This window comes from Epilithonimonas zeae, assembly GCF_023278365.1.
Lineage (GTDB): Bacteria > Bacteroidota > Bacteroidia > Flavobacteriales > Weeksellaceae > Epilithonimonas > Epilithonimonas zeae_A.
The window spans coordinates 471,522-491,789 of sequence record NZ_CP075338.1 but is presented as its reverse complement, the minus strand read 5'-3'; the positions used below and the strand labels follow the sequence as shown (position 1 = coordinate 491,789).

Below are 20,268 nucleotides of genomic sequence, written 5' to 3'. Positions count from 1 at the left end.
TTGAAAACAATATTTAGCAAAATCGAACATTACAAAAGCAAAGACAAGAACACAATCACAGAAATCAAACTCAATTATTCAGATTCTACCTATACTTATTCCGAAGAATATCTGATGAAGCCAGGTGACGATGTTGGCTATGACATAGAATCCAAAGGTCAATTCAAAATTGAAAAAGACACGGTAATTTTCTATTCTGAAATGCCTGATAACGGATCTTTCACAATCCTTAATTTAACAGATGAAGAAATTCTTAAAAACAAATTCTCTTACATCTACCCGATTGATGAACAATTAAATGATAATCAAGTCAAAATCTACTTTGATAATATTGCGGAAATTGAAGATTATAAAGCTTTTACCATAATAAACAATCAATTAAAATCCTTAAAAATACTCGAAAGAAAGAAATTGGAAGAACCAAAATTAATTGAAACAAAAAATGACAATTTCTTTCTCTTTCATTATTTAATTATTGAAAAACCTGCAAACAACCAATTAATTATCACTGGTGAAAGAGGTGAAAGTTTTTACTTTGATCTTAATAAAATCCCATATTCGGCTTTTCATTTTTTCACAAGAGCTTATGGTAACTATTTTGATTTTACGGGTTTGAAATTCATTAAAAACGAAAAAGGTTTGAAGCTAATAAAAAGCAAGACTGACAATAGATACCAATTGAATCAAGCTTTAAACAGTGATTTTATAAAAATTGAATAAAACAAAAACTATGAAAAAATATTTGATGCTACTATTATTTGCGGGTTCATTTCTATTTTCACAAAAACAAAATGCTGACAAACGTTATCAAGAAGTCGCAGGAAGATACGGCGGAAACGATGGAATTTGTCTTTTTGAAGACGGAAAATATATGCTTTACGGCTATGCAACTGCTCTTTTTGGAACTTATACGTTTGAGAAAGATTACATCAATTTTTATCCAGACAAGCAGGAATTATTTATGATTTTTGGAAGTCAGAATCCTACAGTTGGTAACTCTTCTAGAATGTATTTTTCTGGTTTTGAAGATGGTGGAACTTTGATTCAATTTGATGAATCACAACCGCAACCCGTTTTCAATGACAATGCAAATTGCTTCGGTGCTCCTTATGTTTTTGAAACGAAGACAAAACCTGCGCAAATTATACTTTCAGCATTGGTGAATGATCATTGGAATCAAAGTAAATTTACTATTCCAAAGGATTATAATGATCTCGCCATTGTTTATAACAAACCAAGTGAGTATGAGGAAAACTTCTCTGGAATGATAAAATCTGAAGGCAAAACAAAGGTTCTCACAATCTCTATGTTTGACAGAGGCTTCAAAAAAAGTAATGAGGATAAAAACGATACCAACTGGAGAGAAATTCTTGAGATGAAAGCCGAGTACGACAAATCTAAAGACATCAACAAAACCGGAGTTTTCTTCAACAAACATTATCATAATTTCCCAATGGCGGATCAATCAGCTTATATTTTTGATAAGAAATCCAATCAGTTTATCAGTAAAAATGCGAGTGACAATGAAGCTTATTTCAGAGACAACCAATACAATGACGACCGATATTTAAGACAATATCTGAAAGTTGAAGGACAGAACAATATTGATAAAAACGTCAATAAAAATAACATTTCAACAAAAAGCATTTTTTTTACAACTTGTGGGGAAGGTTCTGAAAAATCTTATAAATACAACGGTTTTATAGAATACGAGAAAAAAGATGAACCTAGGGAATTAATACAAACGACTGCTCCACTTTTACCAGCTTCAAAATAATTTCAATTTATAACACTAATCTGTTGGAATATTTACAGGAAATTATTTCTAAGTCTTTTTAAATTAAATCAAGGTAATAAGTTAAGAATCTTCATTTGCTCTACCAGCTGAGCTACTTTCCCGAAGAAAAGGCAGGAATCGAACCTGCGACACAATGTTTGGATACGAAGTATGATTCTAAGACGACACTTGATTATTTTTTATTTTTTTTAAAAATCGAGCAACAAATTTGAAAGAGGCTTAACAATTTGGATACGAAGTAACTCTTTCTTACGGCATCGATTATAAGTAAGGTGAAAAATCAAACAGAGACCTACAGGATTCGAACCTGCTTTATCATCCAACGAAGTAACTCTGTTTTTACGACACTTACTTTTTTAAGTTTTTTATGGTTATTGTTTTTTTGATGTTACAAATTTATTGTATTGTACGCATTCTATTTGCGCAATTGAAAATTATTTAAAGAAGCAATGGATAATATCGTAGAGCTTAATAAGTCCTAAAAATGGCAGTAAAATAAGTCCTCCAATAAGCAGATAAAATCCCACTGTACTTAAAAAGCTTTCTTTAGATTCTATATAATTTCCTTTTTTCTCTATCTTTTCTTTTAAATTCAGGAATGTGTCTTGTTTTTCTAAAACTGTCAGATTCTAATTCATTTAAAATATTTTTTGAGTATTCTGAAAGTTGATTTTTATCTCCACGGAAAACAATATCTTTTAAAATAGCATTTCCCGAATTGCTTAAAGAATTTCTGTAAATATCAACAGCTTCTTTCATTTCAAAGCCCTGAATTTCAGATAAAATCCAAAACTTTCCAGCTTCATCTTTAAATCCTGAATCATAGTAAATTTGTCCTAGTTTTTCTCTTAAAGAAATATCATCAGGAAATTCATTAATCAGATTTCTCAGTCTATCACAGGCTTTTTTCTTTCTTCCTGCTTTTAGGTCTTCATCTATTCTATAGAAAATAGTTCCCATAATTTGTATTTTAATTAAAACCAAGTAATAAGCTATAAGAGCTTTTAATATTCAAGTTACGAGTTTGACGATGGAACTCTTATATACGACATTGGTTAGTTCAAACCGAGCAATTTGCGAAAAGACTCATTTTTTTCAATTGGAAGTCGAAGGATTTCTTTTCTTACGGCATCGGTTATTTTTAAGTTTTTAAATAATTATTAAACAGAGAATTGCTCACTAGCCCCGATTGCAACGGCATCCTTTTTCTTTTTTCTCAAAAAAGAAAAAGATATAGTGGAAAACGGGAAATAGCTCCTAAACTAAAGTAATATTCAGCATAAAATCATTCATCATTTATCACTTATAATTGATCATTATTAAAGCAGTGCTTTTTACAGCACTACTTTTTTAATCATTTCTACTGCAGATTTTCGGTCTTCCAAAGCATTCAGTACATCGAAGATTTTGTCGGACCAGCCTGCGATAAGATAGACATCATTTTTTCTGATATCCAACGGTTGTTTTCCGTAGCCGGCCAAATCAAAAATATACAATTTCGCATTTGGATTGATTTTTTTATATCGATTCCAGGAATATTCAAAAGAATCATTGGTTACATTGCTGTTCCACAATTGAGTATCGGTAAACAACATTACTTTGTCCACTTTTTCGTTTCTTCTGATTAAATCCTCAATCACAAGATAACCGTTTGTGGAATAACCAACTTCACCTTCCCTTTTGTAGAAAGCATCTACGTTTCTCAGAATACCATTTTTCGGCATCGGAACTCTTTTCCAAATGTCACCAAACATACCCGTAATCACGTTTTTGCATTGCGACTGTAACATCATCGCCATCAGTAAACCGATATCATAAAGCAAAACTTTGGACTTCGGAGAAACCGGTTTTTGCATAGAACCGGAAACGTCTGCCGCAATCACAACCGAAGTTTCGAAACCAAAACCTTTGATGTTTATTGCACTCACCATCACTGCATCTTCCAATGCTTCCAAGATTGATGAGATGTACTTTGAATCAATGTTTTTCAATTCTCTGTACGCTGACAAAAATCTGAATGGCAATTGTTTTGAGTTTCTAACCGCTTTTTCATCCGACAAATAATTGCAAACTTTGTACATTGCTTCAGAAGAAACGTTGGCTTCCAAGATATTTCTAAGGTTTCTTAATGTCGCCATATAACCCAATTTGTTACTGAAAATCAATTCTTCCCATTTGCTTTTGAAAGCTGATTTTCTTTGCGCATCATCCGCAAATTTAGTCTGACCCAAAACCGAAAGTTCAACTTCCCAAGTGTAAGGTGTTTCCAACGAGTCGTTTACAATTTTGTTGAAGATAGCCTGTTGATTTTCATCTTTTGCTTTTGGATGAACCAGGAACAAAGCATCTTTCAAAGTTACTTCCGCTTTTCTGTTGTATTTTGCGAATTGGTATTCATCAAATTTGTTGAATGATTTTACCAAACCTTTCTGGATTTGTTTTGAAAGCATGTTCAACTTTTTAGCATCTGTTCTTTCGTTTGCTAATTGGTAATATGCCAACAATTCTGTGATTTCATCCGCTCTTTGGATAACACCGTCAACGGTTCTACTTACCAAGTCTGTACCTGAAGTCTGCTTTGCCAATTCGGTTGTCAAAACCAGCGGAATCGAACGCAAATACATATCTTTTCTTGCATAAACTGCTAATTTCGCCACGAAATCCGGGTCGTTTTTTTGGATTAAGGACTGAATTCTCGTCAATCTCTCATTTCCTTTTTCATAAGAAGTATTGGATAATCCTGTTGTAACAACAGCACTGTACAATTCTTCTGCAGGTGTCATCGTGTAAGCTTTTGCACCTTCGTAGTTGGTTACTACTCTATTTGATTTTCTTAAAAAATTAAATTTCATAATTACTGTTTTTTTAGTTAAACATTAGGAAGATTATCGCCTCTCTAATTTCTGATGCAAATTAAAAACGTTAGTGCGCAATGTTTTTGCGTAGAAAAAAAATATTTTGAATTATTTACACCATCATATCAGCACAGTTGGAACTTGCGAATGCAAATGGTTTTGCCTTAAAAGTGTAGCCCATTCCCAAAATGTAGCCCATTGCATCTTTCAAAGCGATATTGGATTTGAAATCCGGATCCGTATTGATATCGGCGTGAACTTCCATTTCCACATTATAAGTTTCCAAAATAGAACAGATTGCATAAGCGATTTCTACAGATTTGTTAACCTCGTTCAGCATTCGTTCTTTGATACTGATTGTTTGAAACTCTCTTTGTTTTCTGATAAATGTAAACGCTCCTTTTCCCTCACGAATAACAACGACTGCCGTTGCATAACTGATTGTATCGCCGTAAACGTGGGAATCTGAACCCACACAAACTTTCAGTCGGTGTCCGTTGGCTAGTTCGCGGATGATGGCTTCTTCTACCAAATTGGTGATAGAATTTCGGAAGATTTTTCCATTCATATTCTGCCATTTTTGTTGTTGCGTTTCCATTTTTCTACATTTTTTGAATTTGTTTTTGTTTAATTTTAAATTTAAATTTTTAATTATTATTTTCTATTTCAACAAAATTGTACGGAGAGAGGGAGTCGAACCCTCAATTTCTTGAGCCTAAATCAAGTGCGTCTGCCAGTTCCGCCACCTCCACATATTGAAAGTTGATAAATAATTTTATCCAACTATTTTTTTGAAGAAAAACAAAGCCTGTCTTTAATTTTTGGTATGATGTAAGAACTTCTGCGCTCGACAAACTTTTTTTTCTTCGGAACTAATCTCATTTTAGTTATTTGAGATGGCTATGGGATTCGAACCCACTCAGTTTTCACAACGGTGTTGCAGACTGTCCCGACTCTCCCACTTCGGCGAACCATCAGTTTTATAAATGATAATCGATGAACGATAATAGATTTCTCAATTATATTTTAATTTCGAGTTAAGAAAAAGTCTGTCTATTGTAATTTGTGTTTTGTTTAAAGAACTCCTGCTCTTGACAAACCTTTTCTTTCTCTCTTTGAAACAATTAACATTAATTAATTGTACTCCATAAGGGAATCGAACCCTTGTTCCCTGCTCGAAAGGCAGACGTCCTAACCGTTAGACGAATGGAGCAATTGTCTGGAAAATAGGATTCGAACCTATGACCTCCCGCGTCCAAGGCGGGTAAACAACCACCGTTATCTTTCCAGTTTTCAGACTCACTTCAAAATTCTTTTCCGAGAGACAGTCGGAGCCAAATTTTTTCCGTGAATCTTTTGTAATCTCAGAAAGAATCGAACTTTCAACCTTCGACGTATCAGGTCGATGCTCTAACCTTTTGAGCTATGAGATTAACTTTGGGTTTCTTCGGGAATCGAACCCTGTTCTTCGGTGCCACAAACCGATGCTTTACCAAATAAGCTAAAGAAACCATAAAAAAAACGCCTCTTTTTGGGAGGCGCTTTTATATTTTTTTGACGTGTCAGTTTATTAGCTGACCCATTTATATAAGCACCTTTTATACACCAATTCACTCCCAAGAATACATAGCAATCCTTTCGGCTCTTCTCCGAGCAGTCTTGAATATTGATTAGCTATGTGATGTAATTGTTTCATTATATTCTTGTTGTTTTAAAATATCTTTTTTTAAAGATTGAAAACTTGTTGCTTTCAATTTTCGGTTGCAAAGTAAATATGATTTTTTCGAATCCGCAAATTTATTTTCGAATTAAATTACTGATTACCAATCAATTATACATTAAATTAAAAACAAGGAAATCCTGTCCGTAATATTTTACAGATATCTATTTTACCTAAATGACTGTCTCTCATTGGTTTTTCTATCACGTCTTATTTTCTAATTAGTTGTTCATCTTTAATTAAATTATTTTCACTTTTATGGTTATTTTTTTTCATTCTAAATAATTTCCACTCTAAAAACACAAAAAACGCCCCGATTATCGAGGCGTTTAGATTGTATTTTGATTAAATTTTTACGGTTTTAAAGTAAATAATTTTCAAACCAAGCACATTTTGCCTCATTCCACATCACCCATTCATATCCGAATAGTCCCTTTGTTGAAGGGCTATCGCATAGATTTGCATTGATATGTGCTCTTTGTATTGTCATAATTTTACTAGCGCAAAGATAAATAATTCTGTTTATACGCAAATGAAACGTTGTAATTTCAATGTTTTGGAATAGATTCAGAATTAGTTTACAAACCAGTTTTTCTAGTTTTATCCCTTTCTCGTAATTTTATTTAAGATTTTTCGAATGCTCTTTTCAAATAAATTAAAAACCAATCCTCCCATAATAAATAATGATGCAATGATTTTCCAGGAAGTCAATTCTTCATTCAACACTAAAGCCGAAGTAATAAAACCAACCACAGGCACCAATAAAGTAAAAGGAACTACAGCAGAAGTAGAATAAGTTTTAATCAAATAACCCCAGAGTCCGTATCCTAAATGCGTGGAAAGGTAAACGATATAGAAAACAGCAGCAATAGTTGGCCAGGAAACATTTTGTACCGAATCTATAATCACAGTTGGTCCTTCAAAAATAAATGATAAAATCATCATAAACGGAAATGCCACAAGATTACCCCAAACGACTAATGAAAGCGGAGAATCTGAATTGATTTTCTTAGTATATATATTCCCAAAAGCCCAAGATAAAGCAGCAAATAATGTAAGAATCAATCCGATCAAAGTTGCTGAACCATTGATATGAGATGCTACAATACCAATTCCTATAAATGAAATCAAAGAACCTATTATTTTGAATAAACTTGGTTTTTCACGGAAAAACATATAGGCTAAAGCCATTGAGAAAAAGACCTGGACTTGTAAGACCAATGATGATAATCCGGGAGATAATCCTAAATGAATTCCTGTAAACATCAATCCAAATTGCATCGCAAAATTAAAAACTCCGAAGCCTAAAATCAATTTGAAAGACGCTTTAGGTCTCGGTAAAATAAAAATCCAAGGGAAGGCTGCCAATCCAAATCTTGCAGCACACAATAAGAATGGCGGAAATTCTTTTAGCCCAATATAGATTGCAATAAAGTTGGTTCCCCAGATAAAAACAGTAAGTAAAGCTAAAAGCAGATGTTTTGTTGTAAGATTGGTTGAAGTTGACATTAGTAAAAATTATAAGAACAAATCTCCTTACAATTTCCGAATGAACACAGACATAGTTTTTAATATTTTTATGGATACAGATTTTAGAAATTCTGTTTAATAATATTTCCTAATTTGATTAAATCTGATTCAACTTTTTCATTCCAATTCAATGCAAAACTTAGCCTCATACAATTATTAAACTGATTGTGCTGAGTGAATAATCTTCCTGGCGCAAAGCTGATTTTCTGCGCCATAGCAATCTCATAAAGCTCAGAAGTATCCATTTTTCCATCCAGCTCAAGCCAAAGAAAGAAACCACCTTGAGGCTGAGAAATTTTTGTATTTTCCGGAAAATAATCTTCAATAGTTCGCTGAAATTTCAGACAATTAGTATGTAAAGTCTGTCGCAAGCCTCTCAAATGATGATCGTATCTTCCAAACTCCATAAAATCAGCAATCACTTCCTGAAACAGTGAAGGCATTGAAACGGTCTGTACCAATTTCTGCCAAATAATTTTTTCTTTAAATTTTCCCGGAGCAACCCAGCCTACACGATAACCGGGAGACAAAGTCTTGGAAACTCCGCCACACCACATCACAATTCCTGCCTCATCATATACTTTACAAGGCTTTGGGCGAGAATTTCCAAAGAAAAGGTTTCCCAACAAATCATCTTCGATCAAAGGGATATTGTGGTAAGTCAGCAACTCTACAAGCAATTTTTTATTTTCATCCGGCATCAGGCTTCCCAAAGGATTACTGAAATTGGTTACAAAACAGCAAGCATTAATTTTATGAATATTTTTTTTCAGAGCATCCAAATCGACTCCGGTGACAGGATGTGTCGGAAGTTCAATAACATTCAACCCCATCGATTTTGCTAACTGTAAAATCCCAAAATACATCGGACTTTCTGTAGCAATGGTATCACCGGGCTTTGTAACTGCAAGCAGACAGTAATAAATGGCACTCATTGTTCCATGTGTTGTGACAATATCATCTTCCGTCAACTTCCCTTCTAGAACCAACGACCATTTGGCAATATTTCTGCGAAGATTAATGCTTCCTTGTGCAGGCTCTATTTCGGTTCCGCTTTCAGGAAGACTTCGCATTGCTCTTACAATCCCTTTATTTAACTTGGCAACCGGCAACAAATTTTGATCTGGGATTCCTAATGAAAATCTTGTAATATCTTTATCTTGAAGTGAGTCGAAAACCTTTCGGGTTAACTCTTCCGGAGTATTTTCTTTCTTAGCAAGCCTTGGTTCACTAACAGAAGGAAGCGCCATTTTTCTCTGAAAAGTTCTGCTTACGTAATATCCAGATCTTGGTCGGGATTCTACCAACGATTTGCTTTCCAACTCCAAAAATACTTGTTTCGCAGTGTTCAGTCCAACGTTGTAATTCTTTTGTATCGAACGTATCGAAGGTAATTTGTCTCCAATCCGAAGGGTTTCGGAAAGAATCTGTTCTTCTATAATTTTTGCGATTTTCTGATAAAGAATTTCTCTTGCCATTTAAAAATTGTATCAGATAAAATTAATAAAATAAATCTGTGTCTATATAAACTTATTTTTTTAAATCCTAAAATTCATATTTTAAACAGGCTCTAAACACTCTATTCTGGTTTTTGAATATTAAAAAAATCATTATGCATAATATTTAGAAAAAAATAAGTCACTACTTAGGAAGCAAAATAACTTCAAAACTCCCATTATATCTGTATTTTACATAATCTTAACTAAATATTAATTAGTCAACAATAGTACAATACAATTAACCAATACATAACATATTTGAGTTATTAACAATTTATTGGCAACATATTTGATGTTTAATTTTTCGATACTATTTCAAATAATAATATTAACGGATTTAGAATTTGGGTAAAACTCTATTAAAAATTATTTAATGATTATATCGAATAGCTTACTTTATCACTTTATCATTTCCTCTTGCTGCTCTGCAAAAAGGAAAATTCCTCCCAGCAGAATATTCTTCTGATTTAGCTTTTTATTAAATCGATTGATTTAAATATTTTGAACTTTTTGGTCTCCTTTTTAAAAACTAAAATCCCTGAATATTCAATATGTACAATACTTCTACAAAAGCGATACGCTTTTCAATCGCAGAAAACGATTTCTATTTTAAGCAGTTTTTGGTTAAAATGCTTTTGGAAAACCCTTTGTTTTCTATTGTTAATGATTGTAATAATGGTAACGAATTAATTAACAGGCTTTACAGAAAGCAAGAAGATGTATTCATCATCAACTTGTTTATGCCAATCCTAAGCGGAATCGAAGCGATAAAATATATTCGTCAACACAATAAGGATGTTCCAATTCTTACTTACTCCACAACTTATCAGGATGACATGGCCGCTACTCTTAGCGAAATTCCTAACACTTTCTATTGTCAAAAAAACAGCATTATTATAAAAGATATTCTTAGAAATTGTATTCTGAGTAAAAATTCTGATTATGAGGAGTATAAAAAAGAATGGGCGTCGCAGGAAGAAGTTGTGAAAAGCTACATGGATCGCCAGAAAAAACAACAAGACGAACTGAACGTTACGGAGATTCATATCATTAAGCTGTGCTATGAAGGATTCAGCAATAAAGAAATCGGCGACCGAATAAGCTTAAGCACAAGAACAATTGATACTTATATTAATAGATTGACTGAAAAACTGGGACTTAAAAGCAAATTGGATCTTGCCCGATTTTGTGTAGAAAACGGATATTACAATTCAAGTATTTAGAAATCATGGCTACACAAGGACAAAAAAGACTGAACTCAGATGATGTAAGAAACGGAATTATCCGATTCATATTTTCATTCATTGTTTTAATATCGATCAGCTTAACAACTGTTTTTCTGTTTTTCAAAAGCTCAACAATTCAGAGAGAACAAATTCAAAAAGAACTGAATGACTATAAAAATGTTCTCAGCAGGAATGAACTTCTGAAAATTAAAATGGATACCATTTACTATAAAATGGCTTTGCTAAATACAGACAGGGTACAGAATGACATTTTCCTTAGAAACTCAATTCTGGAAGATCTTCAGGACACTAAAAATATTATGGGAGCGGATAGCAGCAAAGCTTTCAAACAATATTCTACGCTGACTAAAAACATTGGAAAAATGACCATTTTCAAAAATGAACTCATTAACGTAACTGCTAAAGAAAGAAATGCCATAAGAAACCTAAATGAATGTATGGGGAAAGTAGAAAAAATCAATACCCAAATCAAAAATAATGAGCCAGGTGGAAAAATAGCAAGACGATTAAAATAAACTAAAAAACTATGCAAGCCAAAATTATCCTTTCTAACAAAGAAAAAAGATACTACTTCTTGTACCTTTTGGGACTACTCTTTTTTGCAGTCTTGCTGCTTTCAGTAATTATTCTGTACCGTTATGAGTCGCCCTTCAACAATTCTGATATTCTGGCAATCCAGACCTTGGAAGAAAAAGTAAAATTCGATGATCGTCAAAAAATTGCGCAACCTGTTATCGACAGCACTTTTAACAAAATCGAAAAAGTGTCTGTAGAGAATCAAAATCCTCTCTTGGAAAACGAAATCAGATATAGCATTAATGATATTGCTAACATTTTCGAAACTGTGAATATCACGGATCCAAGAAAAGAATCTTACAAGCAGATTGCCCAGTTCTACAAAATGTATGTGGAAGACAAAAATATCGCGGGTAAAAAAAATGAAAACATCAAGATTTTCACCAAACAGTTTGAAGATTGTTCTATTGGTTTCAAGGAAAGAAAAAATCAAAAATTGCAAAGAGATAACGCATTACTTATGAAAAATAACTAACAACTTTTAATTATGAATTACATCCAAAAAAACAGGAAGAACATTATTATTGCAGTAATAAGTCTTTTGCTTTTAGCGGCCATTATTATTTTGTGGTTACAGAGAAAAGTCATCCATAGCTCAGACGATATTGTTGCAGCAGTTTATCCAACATCTCTCAATGTGGGCGATACATTGACATTTGAAGACAAAACCACTTTCGGAAAAACAAGAAAATGGGATTTTGGAGATGGATTTAATTCTGACAAAAACAAAGGTTCTCACTTTTTCAAAAAACCTGGATATTATCAAGTTTCTGTAATTATCGACAACAAGTACACCAAGTCTTTTCCTGTTTTGGTTTCAGGAGGTTATTCCAAACCTGCAGACACTGCAAAAGCGGCTACCAGAATAGATGCTCCGACCCAGGCAATGCAATTGGAAAATGTGTTTTTCCGTGCAGATTCTCCCGATGCTAAAATATTTACTTGGAAATTTGGAGAAACCGGAAACATTGATGCTAAAGAAAAAATGGCAACTTACGCCTTCAAAAATCCGGGAAATTATATTGTGACTTTATATACTGATATTGATAATGAGCCTATTCAGCATATGATAAAAATTCTTCCGGCTTATGAAGATTTGGATGACGAAGTTGCTACAGCGCCAACAGTGACGGATATCTACAGCAAAATCAATGATGATTTCAAATATCACCTTCAGCAAATTGCCAATGGCAACAATTTCAACAGTCATTACAATTATCTTCTCAGTACTTATCTATGTAATAAAGATAACATTGGACTAACTGTGAATGATAAAAACAACTCATTCTACAACTATTGCATGGGTTTGCAGTTCGATAAAAATAATTCTATACAGGAAGTGAAAACCACTTTGGACACCAATCAAAATTGCGTTGTCAAAGTAGAAGTAAAGCAAAGCAAGTAAATAAACTAAAAAAATAAATTATGAAAAATAACTTCCTTAGCGCTGCCTACCTTTTTGGTTCTGTATATATTTTGATTGGATGTCAAGTCAGGATTCCTTCTCAGGAAACACCAGATTCTGATTTTTACGGCTACGTAGATCAAGTAAAAGTGAATGACGGATTTCCTAAAAAAGCTGAACCTTGGGTGGTAATTTCTGATCGTGCCAACAACACTGTTTTTATGGATAAGGGTGAAGAAAAATCACCTAAAGAAATCAAATTCTTGGAACCCTTATTAGTTGTTAAGCAAAAAGAATCTAAAAATCTGATCAAAGTTGCAGAATATAATCCTGATGCTTTGATGAAAAAAATCCCTTCCAAGTCAGTTAAAACTTATGGTTGGATCCCGAAAGACCAGTTATTGCTTTGGACCAATTCTTTGAAAAGAAGTGATAATGGTTTTAACGTAAAAGCGGTTATTTCTCCAAATAATTCTGATGTTTTGAAAAACGGTTCAAAATATATGAAAGGCGATTCTGCCTTGATTTTCTCATCGCCGGATCTCACAAAACCTATCAGCAAAAAAATTGCCGTTGGACAATTAGTTTACATCTACAAACAATCCGAAGCTAATAACAGATTCTTAATCGGAAAATCACCAAATCTAAAAATCGATAGCATTTCCAAAGATGTTTACGGTTGGATTAGTTCCAATATGATTGCCAATTGGGGCGACAGAACTGCTTTGAAAGTTTCATCAGATTTCAATTATGCTGATGAAAATAATTTAGCTATCAATAAACAAAATCCGGATGGATCTTTTACAGAAACCAACTTTCCACTTTCTGACGGAATCAACAGAACCGCTATAGAAAATTTGGTTTCGGTTTCGCCTTCCACGGTTGATAATTCTAACAAAGCAAGATTCTTCACAAATGCTTTGGATTACAGCAAAAACTTTGTTTATAATGTTTTGGGACAACCTGTTTATTATGACAGATTCAAAGAAATAACTAACAGAAGCAAAAATCTGAACATTGTCTTCACTGTTGATATCAGCCGGGATAATATTCAGAATTCTGCTTTGGCTAAATCTGTTTTTCAGGATATCCAGTTGAAATTAGACCAATTAAAATATTTTAAAAGCATCAAATACGGTGCTGTTCTTTACAAAAATAACAACTGTGGAGAAGATATTTTACCATCAGCTTTGAGCAATAATTTTGAGGAAATCAATTCTTTTATAGACTTGCAAACATCTAATCAAAATTGTAGTAATAGCGGCGCACAACCTCTGTTAGAAGCACTTTCAACTACTGGAGAATTAATCAAAAATAATTCAGACGAAACCAATATCGTTATTGTTGTGGGATCTACAGCTTCCAGCTTTGGAGGACTTAGCGAGGCTATGCGAAACCTAACTAAAGCACGTGCAAAAATGCTATTCTTTCAATCCGCTTCAGGCTCTTCTGATTATTACAACAACTTCGTATTATTCTCAGAAAATGTTTTAACAGGTACAGCCAGAAATATTGCAGAATTGGACAAAGCCAGAATCGTTGATCAAAAAATGATTATGGATAAGAACAATTACAACCTTGTAATGGGAGAAGGCGGCGTTTATTCTTTGGATTATCCGAAAGCAAGTATGGCTCAGGGTTTTGTTGTTTATCCTAGAAAAGGCGAAATTAATTCCAGTAATCTGCTTGTTAAATCATTAGATAGTTTAATTACTCAGGTTATTGATTATAATAAAACAGTCAATACTTCTTTGACTAACTATTTCAAATCAGCTGTCGGAAGTTCCAAAACGGTTGTGAAGCCAGATTTCAGAAATCAGTTTTCTAATGCACCAACACCTATCCCAACGGAAACTACAACGCAGTTGATTACTTATAACAATCCGTTTATAACCAAAGGGACTTTTTCCAATGAGTTAAAGGAAAGTTATCCGGCCGTTGAAAAAGGAATTCTTTTGTCTGAAACCGAATACGATAAACTAAGAGCTTTTTATCAGGAAATTTATCAGGAAACAAAAAGTTTCACACCTACTTTCAGTCAGGAATCAGCAATTAACTCTTACCTGAAAACACTTAAAAAGTATTACTCCGGCGATACAAAATTTGATAAATCAAAACTGAGAAATCAGTCTATGGCTTATTCTGTCGCTGTCAGTACAGGATTTGATAACTCAGCGGAAGAAACACTTTCTACATATAAGCTGAGTGGATGGAAACAACCGAAAGTCGTTTCCAATGAGATTGTAAGAAACTATTTCAAACAATATAAAACATTGGCAGACAGATTGCTAAATAATAAAAGTAACCCAAAGATCATCATAGATCAGAACGGAGAAAAGTTTTATTGGCTTAACAGATTCTTTATGCCAACCATCGAACCAGTAGAATCTCTGTAATGTTTTCATTCAATAAGATTTTAAAATATTTCAGTAAAAAATCAGAAAATCAATCACAAAAAATAAATAATATGGCAATGTTTAATTATGGTGTTGGGGGAAACGAAGTAAAAGTTGACGCCAACGAAGCAATCCAAGAAATTCAGGAAAACAGATCGCTGATTGTAAGTCAACTTACAGCAGATGAACCATTTGTTCCGGAAATTGTAAAAGGTCTGAAATCGGTAGACGATGTCTTCAAACACTTTCAACCTTCTATTTCTGTTCAGCATGAGACAGAAGACGGAACTTACATAGATGAAGAATTCAGGTTTCAGCAATTGGGAGATTTCACTCCGAAAAATCTGACTCAAAACTCAGAATATCTGAAAACTCTAAGCATCGAACAAGAACAGTACAATAAAATACTGAGACAACTGAAGAATAATAAAATTCTAAAAAATATTCTTGAAAATCCTCAAACCAAAAATGCTTTGATAGAAGTTTTGAAAGAAGTAGCAGGTGAACTTGAAAAATAATAAACACAAAAACTATGGACAATAGACAACAAGCAGCACCGCAAAATCAGCAGGCTGCAGAACAACAGCAAGATCAAAGAAGAGGTTCAGCGATTAACGATCTCAACAAAGTTGGGGGATTCAATTTTATAGAAACCGTTGTAGACGGGATTGCCAATATGAATCCGACGAGAAAAGCACGTAAAGAAATCTTCTTAAATGATACTAATAAACAAACCGAAAGAAAAGATTTAGCTCAAAAACTGAATTTATGGATTTCACTTTTGGAAAATAATGCTACCGCTGAAGAAATGGCAGAAGCCTGTAAAACAAAAGCGCAGAGTGCAGAAAAAAACCTTAAAACCAACCTCAAAAATAGTCTTGCTGCGATTCGCGAATTGGAAACGTCGTACAGAACGATGGCTCAGTTCTTCAAGAATACAGAATTGGACAAAGTCGATAACGTAAGTATCGTGAATGCATCTTTGGAGCAAATGAAAGATTTGGATAATCCGATTTTCATCGATGCTATTGCGGATGAATTCAAGCAAAATTATGACCGCCTGGATTTGAGAGACAACTACTCTATCCTAGCAATTCCAGGATATTTGGGTTCTAATAAAGTCGTTGAAAAATGGGCGAAAATCTGTAACGAGAACAAAGTAATGTTGATAACAGATTTTGCTAATCTTGACAAACCAGATGATGTTGTGGATCTTTTCCATTCAGCCAATCTTACTGGTGGCGAACTTCACAGAAGTAATGTGATTATGACGACCAACTGGCTTGTAGGAAGAGGCAGAGCTGAGGAAGTGGGTGAAGAGGAAAATGTGGATCTTCCGCCTTCTACTTCTATGGCTGGAAAAATCTATAAAACATTGATGTCACAAGTTGCCGCTGGTAAAAAACACGGAAATATCAATGAAGTGGATGCCGTGAAATTTGACCTTAAGAAAAGTGAAATTTCTCAACTTGAAAAAATGGGATTAGTTCCAATGGTGAATGAGTACGGAAAAATTATGGCTTTCTCCGCAAAAACATTATTTACAGGAGATAACATTGGTTTACAAACTTATTCCGTTGTAAGAGTTTTCGATTATGTAACCAAGGTTCTACTCGATTTCCTTAACAGAAGGGCATTTGAAAACTGGAACCCGAGAAACGAAGATGATTTGAGAAGACAAATCGTAACTTTCCTTGACGGAATCAAAGGTCCGGACAAATTGATTGAGAAATTCAAAATTGTAAGATTTGAACAAGACAGAGTGAATAAAGACCGCGTTTGGTTGGATATCAGAATGACACCTTACTTCCCAACAAAAAGTTTTGTCATAAAGCTGGATGGACACAAAGGAGACGACGGTAACGAATGGGATGCTGAATACCAACAGGAATAAACCCAACAAAAATTAACAACAAAGGGAATTTGCAACAATAAGTTATGAATTCCCTTTTTCATTTAAAATCTACCGAGATGAGAACAGCGCACTTTTACATTCTTTACATGATAATTTTATTATCGTTCACAATTTCCTGCAAGAAAAAATATGAAAGACCCGATCATTATTCGATAGATCTTTTTGAAAATCAAAGAAATGAACAGCCTAAAAAAACATTAACTCCACAAGAAGCTTCAGACAAAAGTTTATTTGTTATAAAAACTAACACAATTGAGTTGATTAACAATTTTAAAATCGAAGATAAAAATGTTAATGTCTATAAAATCAATTCTGGCACAATCGTAAAATCCGCAAAAGACACTCTTCGGTTTCCAATCAGGATTATTTCGAATTATGATTTGAAGATTAATGATTCTGATAAAGACTCGATGGCTGTTTACCTTATCAATCCGCAATCCTATAAGTTATTAGTAAAAGATATGGGAGTTGATTATCAGACTTTACCCGCTCAGATTTCTCAATAAAATTGATAATAAATTATTTTTTCCTTTCGAATATTTTCTAAAACTGTAGTAATTCTACTACTGATTTTTTTGGAAGGTGGTTCTATCTTTGGTATACAAAAGTTAATGAACACACTAATACACAATACAATATATTAACAATTAAATTTTAGAAATCATGGCAAACAATTCAAGAGCCGTATTAAAATTCAACGGCGGTGCAGAACAAAAAATCCTTAAACTGAATTACGGTGTATCAAGAAACACAGACGTTTCCGGTAGAGTTGCGTCAGATCCTTCTAACGCATTGATCAAAATCACTGTAGAAGCAACTGAAGATTCAGGAATTTTGGAAAGTTTATTAAATGGAAAGTACAAGCCAACTAGTGGTGAAGTCACTTTCAACAAGTCTCACGAAGAAGGAACTTTAACGACATTGAAGTGGGAAAACGGATACGTTATCCAGCACGAAGTAGATTATGATGCTTTGAACGAAGATAATATGTTCATCAGCTTTGTAGTAAGTGCAGAGAAAATAGATTATGGTAACTCAGCTTACGATGGAGTTTGGCCAGGTGCTAAATAATCATCTGATTATTTCTCTTTAAAATAAAAAATAATCCTGATGAACATCCTTTTCGGACACACTCATCAGGATTTTTGATTAATTAACAATCTTTTGGATGACAATTGCATTATTATTGCTATGATTTCAGGAAGATTGTTGCGAATTAATTATCAATAAATAATTGCGAATGATAATTTTTTATCGATTTGATATTATTGATTTTAAATTCCATATTCAAAAAAAAGCCTTCATAGAAGCATAGACCAAGTTTAGTTTAAACAAAGTAATAGATATTTAATACTAAAAAATCACAAAATATGGCTACTTCCAATACTCCTACCAAAAGTTTCAAACCGGACAATAGCGCCAATTCCATCTCATCAAGCCAGATTTTTGGAATTAACCGTCTTGTCAAACTTATTATTGTGATTGAAGGGAAAGTAATCTCGCATTACAAACATTTCACGCTTTCACAAAACAGCTCTAAACATCACGAGTTTGAACTGATTCTGGCGCACGACACTTTAGGAAATAAGGAAAACCATAATCTGGAATCCAGTCAGGAGTTTTTAGGAAAAAGAATTACAATTGTCCAAAAATACAAAGACATCCAGGATAGTCCGGAAAGGACTTTTGTAGGCGTTATTACCAGAGTTGGATACAGTCAGGAAAAAGGTGGTCTTCCGAATATTGTTCTTGGCGGTTTCAGTCCAACGATTTTGCTGGATGCAGCCCCAACAATCCAGAGCTTTGGTGGAGAATCTCCAGTGAATATGAGTATTATTGCCTCACAATTAATCAAGGAAGGTTTGGGAAGCAGCAAGTATGATGTACGTGTGGATGCGAATGATTTCTCTGAAATTCCTTTCAGTGTTCAGTATAACGAAACCCATTACAATTACCTTGCAAGAATGGCGGAAGCTTATGGGGAACAATTCTATTACGATGGTGAAGTATTACATTTTGGTAAACTGCCACCACAAAATCCACCGCTCAAATTAATCTATGGAAGTAATGTCAGCGACATCCGTGTAGAACTCAAAGCGGTTCATACCAAACCCGAATTCTACGGCTACAACAGCAGTCAGAACAGCAAACTGACTTCCGGAGAAACGCCGATTAAACATAAAAGTGATCTGGCAAAAAATGCTTATAGTCAGACCCAAAACGGGATTTTCAACACAAGATCTTTACAGGTTTCACCAATAAAAGCGGTTACGGATAAAGATGTAGTTAATTCTCAAGAAAGTGCGGCAGGAAGCAAAGCTGTAGAAGTTTTTACCGTTACAGGAAATATCTCGATTCCTTTCTTATATCCAGGCTGTGTTGCAGATTTGGAAATGAGAAAACCAGACAGCAATCAAACCAGTTATTTTACCAGAATAATGGTTATTGAGGCTTCGCACGATGTCGATACATTAGGGAATTATAAAGGCACTTTCAAAGCCATTGCCAGCGATACGGGATTCCTTCCAAAACCGGAGTTTACAGTTCCGACAGCACAACCTCAAATTGCTACTGTTATCAGCAATACAGATCCACAGGGACAAGGCAGAATCACAGTTAAATTTGACTGGCAATTGCACGACACTACTAACTTTATCAGAATGATGAGTCCTGATGCTGGTGGGACAGATCAGATTACTCAAAACAGAGGCTACGTTGCTATTCCAGAAGTTGGAGATCAGGTAATGGTCGGTTTTGTCCATAACCATCCCGACAGACCTTTCGTAATGGGCGGAATGTTCCACGGCGGTGTTGGACTTGGTGGTGGTGTTGATAACCGTGTCAAATCCATTATGACCAGAAGCGGACACAAAGTGGTTTTTACGGAAGATGAAAGTATTATCATTACCGATAAAAGTGGTAACGAAATTCATCTGGATACTACAGGAAGCAACATCAACATTACTGCTCCGGAAACAATGACATTGAATTGTAAGAATATGAACATCAATGTTACAGAAAATATGACCACTAGTGTGGGACAAAATGCTTCTGAAACTATCGGTATGAATAACACCCAAAGTATCGGAATGAACTCAACTCAAACTGTCGGTGCTATGAAACTGACATCTGTTGCTGGTGACGCCAGCATGTTCATCACAGGAAAATTAACCGAAATGATTGATGGCGACGTTCACAGCGAAACAAAAATGGAAAGAACGGAAGTGAGTGAGAAATCTATGAATATCCAATCCAACGAATCCATTCACAAGCACGCACAAAAAGAAGTTCAGAACAACAGCGGAGAGAAATCTAAAGCCAATTAAA

Annotated in this window: 17 protein-coding genes and 6 tRNA genes; 12 read left to right on the top strand and 11 right to left on the bottom strand. The window is 34.2% G+C overall.

Annotated elements, in window-relative coordinates:
* Entirely contained in the window at positions 1–720 is a 720-nt protein-coding gene (locus tag KI430_RS02005; protein WP_248876615.1) for a hypothetical protein, read from the top strand.
* Positions 721–745: 25 nt separating this feature from the next.
* Entirely contained in the window at positions 746–1,777 is a 1,032-nt protein-coding gene (locus tag KI430_RS02000) for a hypothetical protein (RefSeq protein WP_248876614.1), read from the top strand.
* Between the two features lie 567 nt (positions 1,778–2,344).
* Here the strand turns inward: KI430_RS02000 and KI430_RS01995 are convergent.
* From KI430_RS01995 to KI430_RS01945, 11 genes are all read right to left on the bottom strand, one after another.
* Positions 2,345–2,758 (bottom strand): DUF6584 family protein, encoded by a 414-nt coding sequence (locus KI430_RS01995; RefSeq protein ID WP_248876613.1) that lies wholly within the window; start codon positions 2,756–2,758, stop codon positions 2,345–2,347.
* 374 nt (positions 2,759–3,132) lie between these two features.
* The gene (locus KI430_RS01990; protein ID WP_248876612.1) at positions 3,133–4,650 is read right to left on the bottom strand and encodes a TROVE domain-containing protein; all 1,518 of its coding nucleotides are present in this window, start codon (positions 4,648–4,650) and stop codon (positions 3,133–3,135) included.
* Positions 4,651–4,765: 115 nt separating this feature from the next.
* Positions 4,766–5,251, bottom strand: coding sequence for a ribonuclease H-like YkuK family protein (locus KI430_RS01985; protein WP_248876611.1), 486 nt, complete (start codon positions 5,249–5,251; stop codon positions 4,766–4,768).
* A gap of 80 nt (positions 5,252–5,331) precedes the next feature.
* Positions 5,332–5,405: transfer RNA gene (locus KI430_RS01980), tRNA-Leu, on the bottom strand.
* 142 nt (positions 5,406–5,547) lie between these two features.
* Positions 5,548–5,629: transfer RNA gene (locus KI430_RS01975), tRNA-Cys, on the bottom strand.
* A gap of 165 nt (positions 5,630–5,794) precedes the next feature.
* Positions 5,795–5,866 (bottom strand) — tRNA-Glu (locus tag KI430_RS01970).
* A gap of 5 nt (positions 5,867–5,871) precedes the next feature.
* Positions 5,872–5,943: transfer RNA gene (locus KI430_RS01965), tRNA-Pro, on the bottom strand.
* 69 nt (positions 5,944–6,012) lie between these two features.
* Positions 6,013–6,086, bottom strand: a tRNA-Ile gene (locus tag KI430_RS01960).
* A 7-nt stretch (positions 6,087–6,093) separates the two neighbouring features.
* Positions 6,094–6,164, bottom strand: a tRNA-His gene (locus KI430_RS01955).
* An 809-nt stretch (positions 6,165–6,973) separates the two neighbouring features.
* Complete coding sequence (locus KI430_RS01950; RefSeq protein ID WP_248876610.1) at positions 6,974–7,882, bottom strand: EamA family transporter; 909 nt, start codon at positions 7,880–7,882, stop codon at positions 6,974–6,976.
* An 83-nt stretch (positions 7,883–7,965) separates the two neighbouring features.
* Positions 7,966–9,381, bottom strand: coding sequence for a PLP-dependent aminotransferase family protein (locus KI430_RS01945; RefSeq protein WP_248876609.1), 1,416 nt, complete (start codon positions 9,379–9,381; stop codon positions 7,966–7,968).
* Between the two features lie 572 nt (positions 9,382–9,953).
* On the opposite strand from KI430_RS01945, the gene KI430_RS01940 reads away from it, so the two are divergent.
* The 10 genes from KI430_RS01940 (at position 9,954) to KI430_RS01895 (ending at position 20,267) form a co-directional block, all read left to right on the top strand.
* A complete protein-coding gene (locus KI430_RS01940; protein ID WP_248876608.1) occupies positions 9,954–10,625 on the top strand; it encodes a response regulator transcription factor in 672 nt (223 codons plus the stop codon).
* A 5-nt stretch (positions 10,626–10,630) separates the two neighbouring features.
* On the top strand, positions 10,631–11,164 hold the full coding sequence (gene tssO, locus KI430_RS01935) for a type VI secretion system TssO (RefSeq protein WP_248876607.1): 534 nt from the start codon (positions 10,631–10,633) through the stop codon (positions 11,162–11,164).
* Positions 11,165–11,175: 11 nt separating this feature from the next.
* A complete protein-coding gene (tssO, locus tag KI430_RS01930; protein ID WP_248876606.1) occupies positions 11,176–11,700 on the top strand; it encodes a type VI secretion system TssO in 525 nt (174 codons plus the stop codon).
* A gap of 12 nt (positions 11,701–11,712) precedes the next feature.
* On the top strand, positions 11,713–12,630 hold the full coding sequence (locus KI430_RS01925) for a PKD domain-containing protein (RefSeq protein WP_248876605.1): 918 nt from the start codon (positions 11,713–11,715) through the stop codon (positions 12,628–12,630).
* Positions 12,631–12,650: 20 nt separating this feature from the next.
* Positions 12,651–15,026 (top strand): type VI secretion system protein TssR domain-containing protein, encoded by a 2,376-nt coding sequence (gene tssR / locus KI430_RS01920; protein WP_248876604.1) that lies wholly within the window; start codon positions 12,651–12,653, stop codon positions 15,024–15,026.
* Between the two features lie 71 nt (positions 15,027–15,097).
* Positions 15,098–15,544 carry a type VI secretion system contractile sheath small subunit gene (locus KI430_RS01915; protein ID WP_074235563.1) on the top strand — a complete coding sequence of 149 codons (447 nt, stop codon included), beginning with the start codon at positions 15,098–15,100 and terminating at the stop codon, positions 15,542–15,544.
* Between the two features lie 14 nt (positions 15,545–15,558).
* On the top strand, positions 15,559–16,920 hold the full coding sequence (locus KI430_RS01910; protein ID WP_248876603.1) for a DUF5458 family protein: 1,362 nt from the start codon (positions 15,559–15,561) through the stop codon (positions 16,918–16,920).
* Positions 16,921–16,964: 44 nt separating this feature from the next.
* The gene (locus KI430_RS01905; protein ID WP_248876602.1) at positions 16,965–17,447 is read left to right on the top strand and encodes a hypothetical protein; all 483 of its coding nucleotides are present in this window, start codon (positions 16,965–16,967) and stop codon (positions 17,445–17,447) included.
* A gap of 157 nt (positions 17,448–17,604) precedes the next feature.
* Positions 17,605–18,012, top strand: a complete 408-nt coding sequence (gene tssD / locus KI430_RS01900) for a type VI secretion system tube protein TssD (protein ID WP_074233857.1) — start codon at positions 17,605–17,607, stop codon at positions 18,010–18,012.
* A 299-nt stretch (positions 18,013–18,311) separates the two neighbouring features.
* The gene (locus KI430_RS01895; protein ID WP_248876601.1) at positions 18,312–20,267 is read left to right on the top strand and encodes a type VI secretion system Vgr family protein; all 1,956 of its coding nucleotides are present in this window, start codon (positions 18,312–18,314) and stop codon (positions 20,265–20,267) included.
* Position 20,268 lies beyond the last annotated feature (1 nt).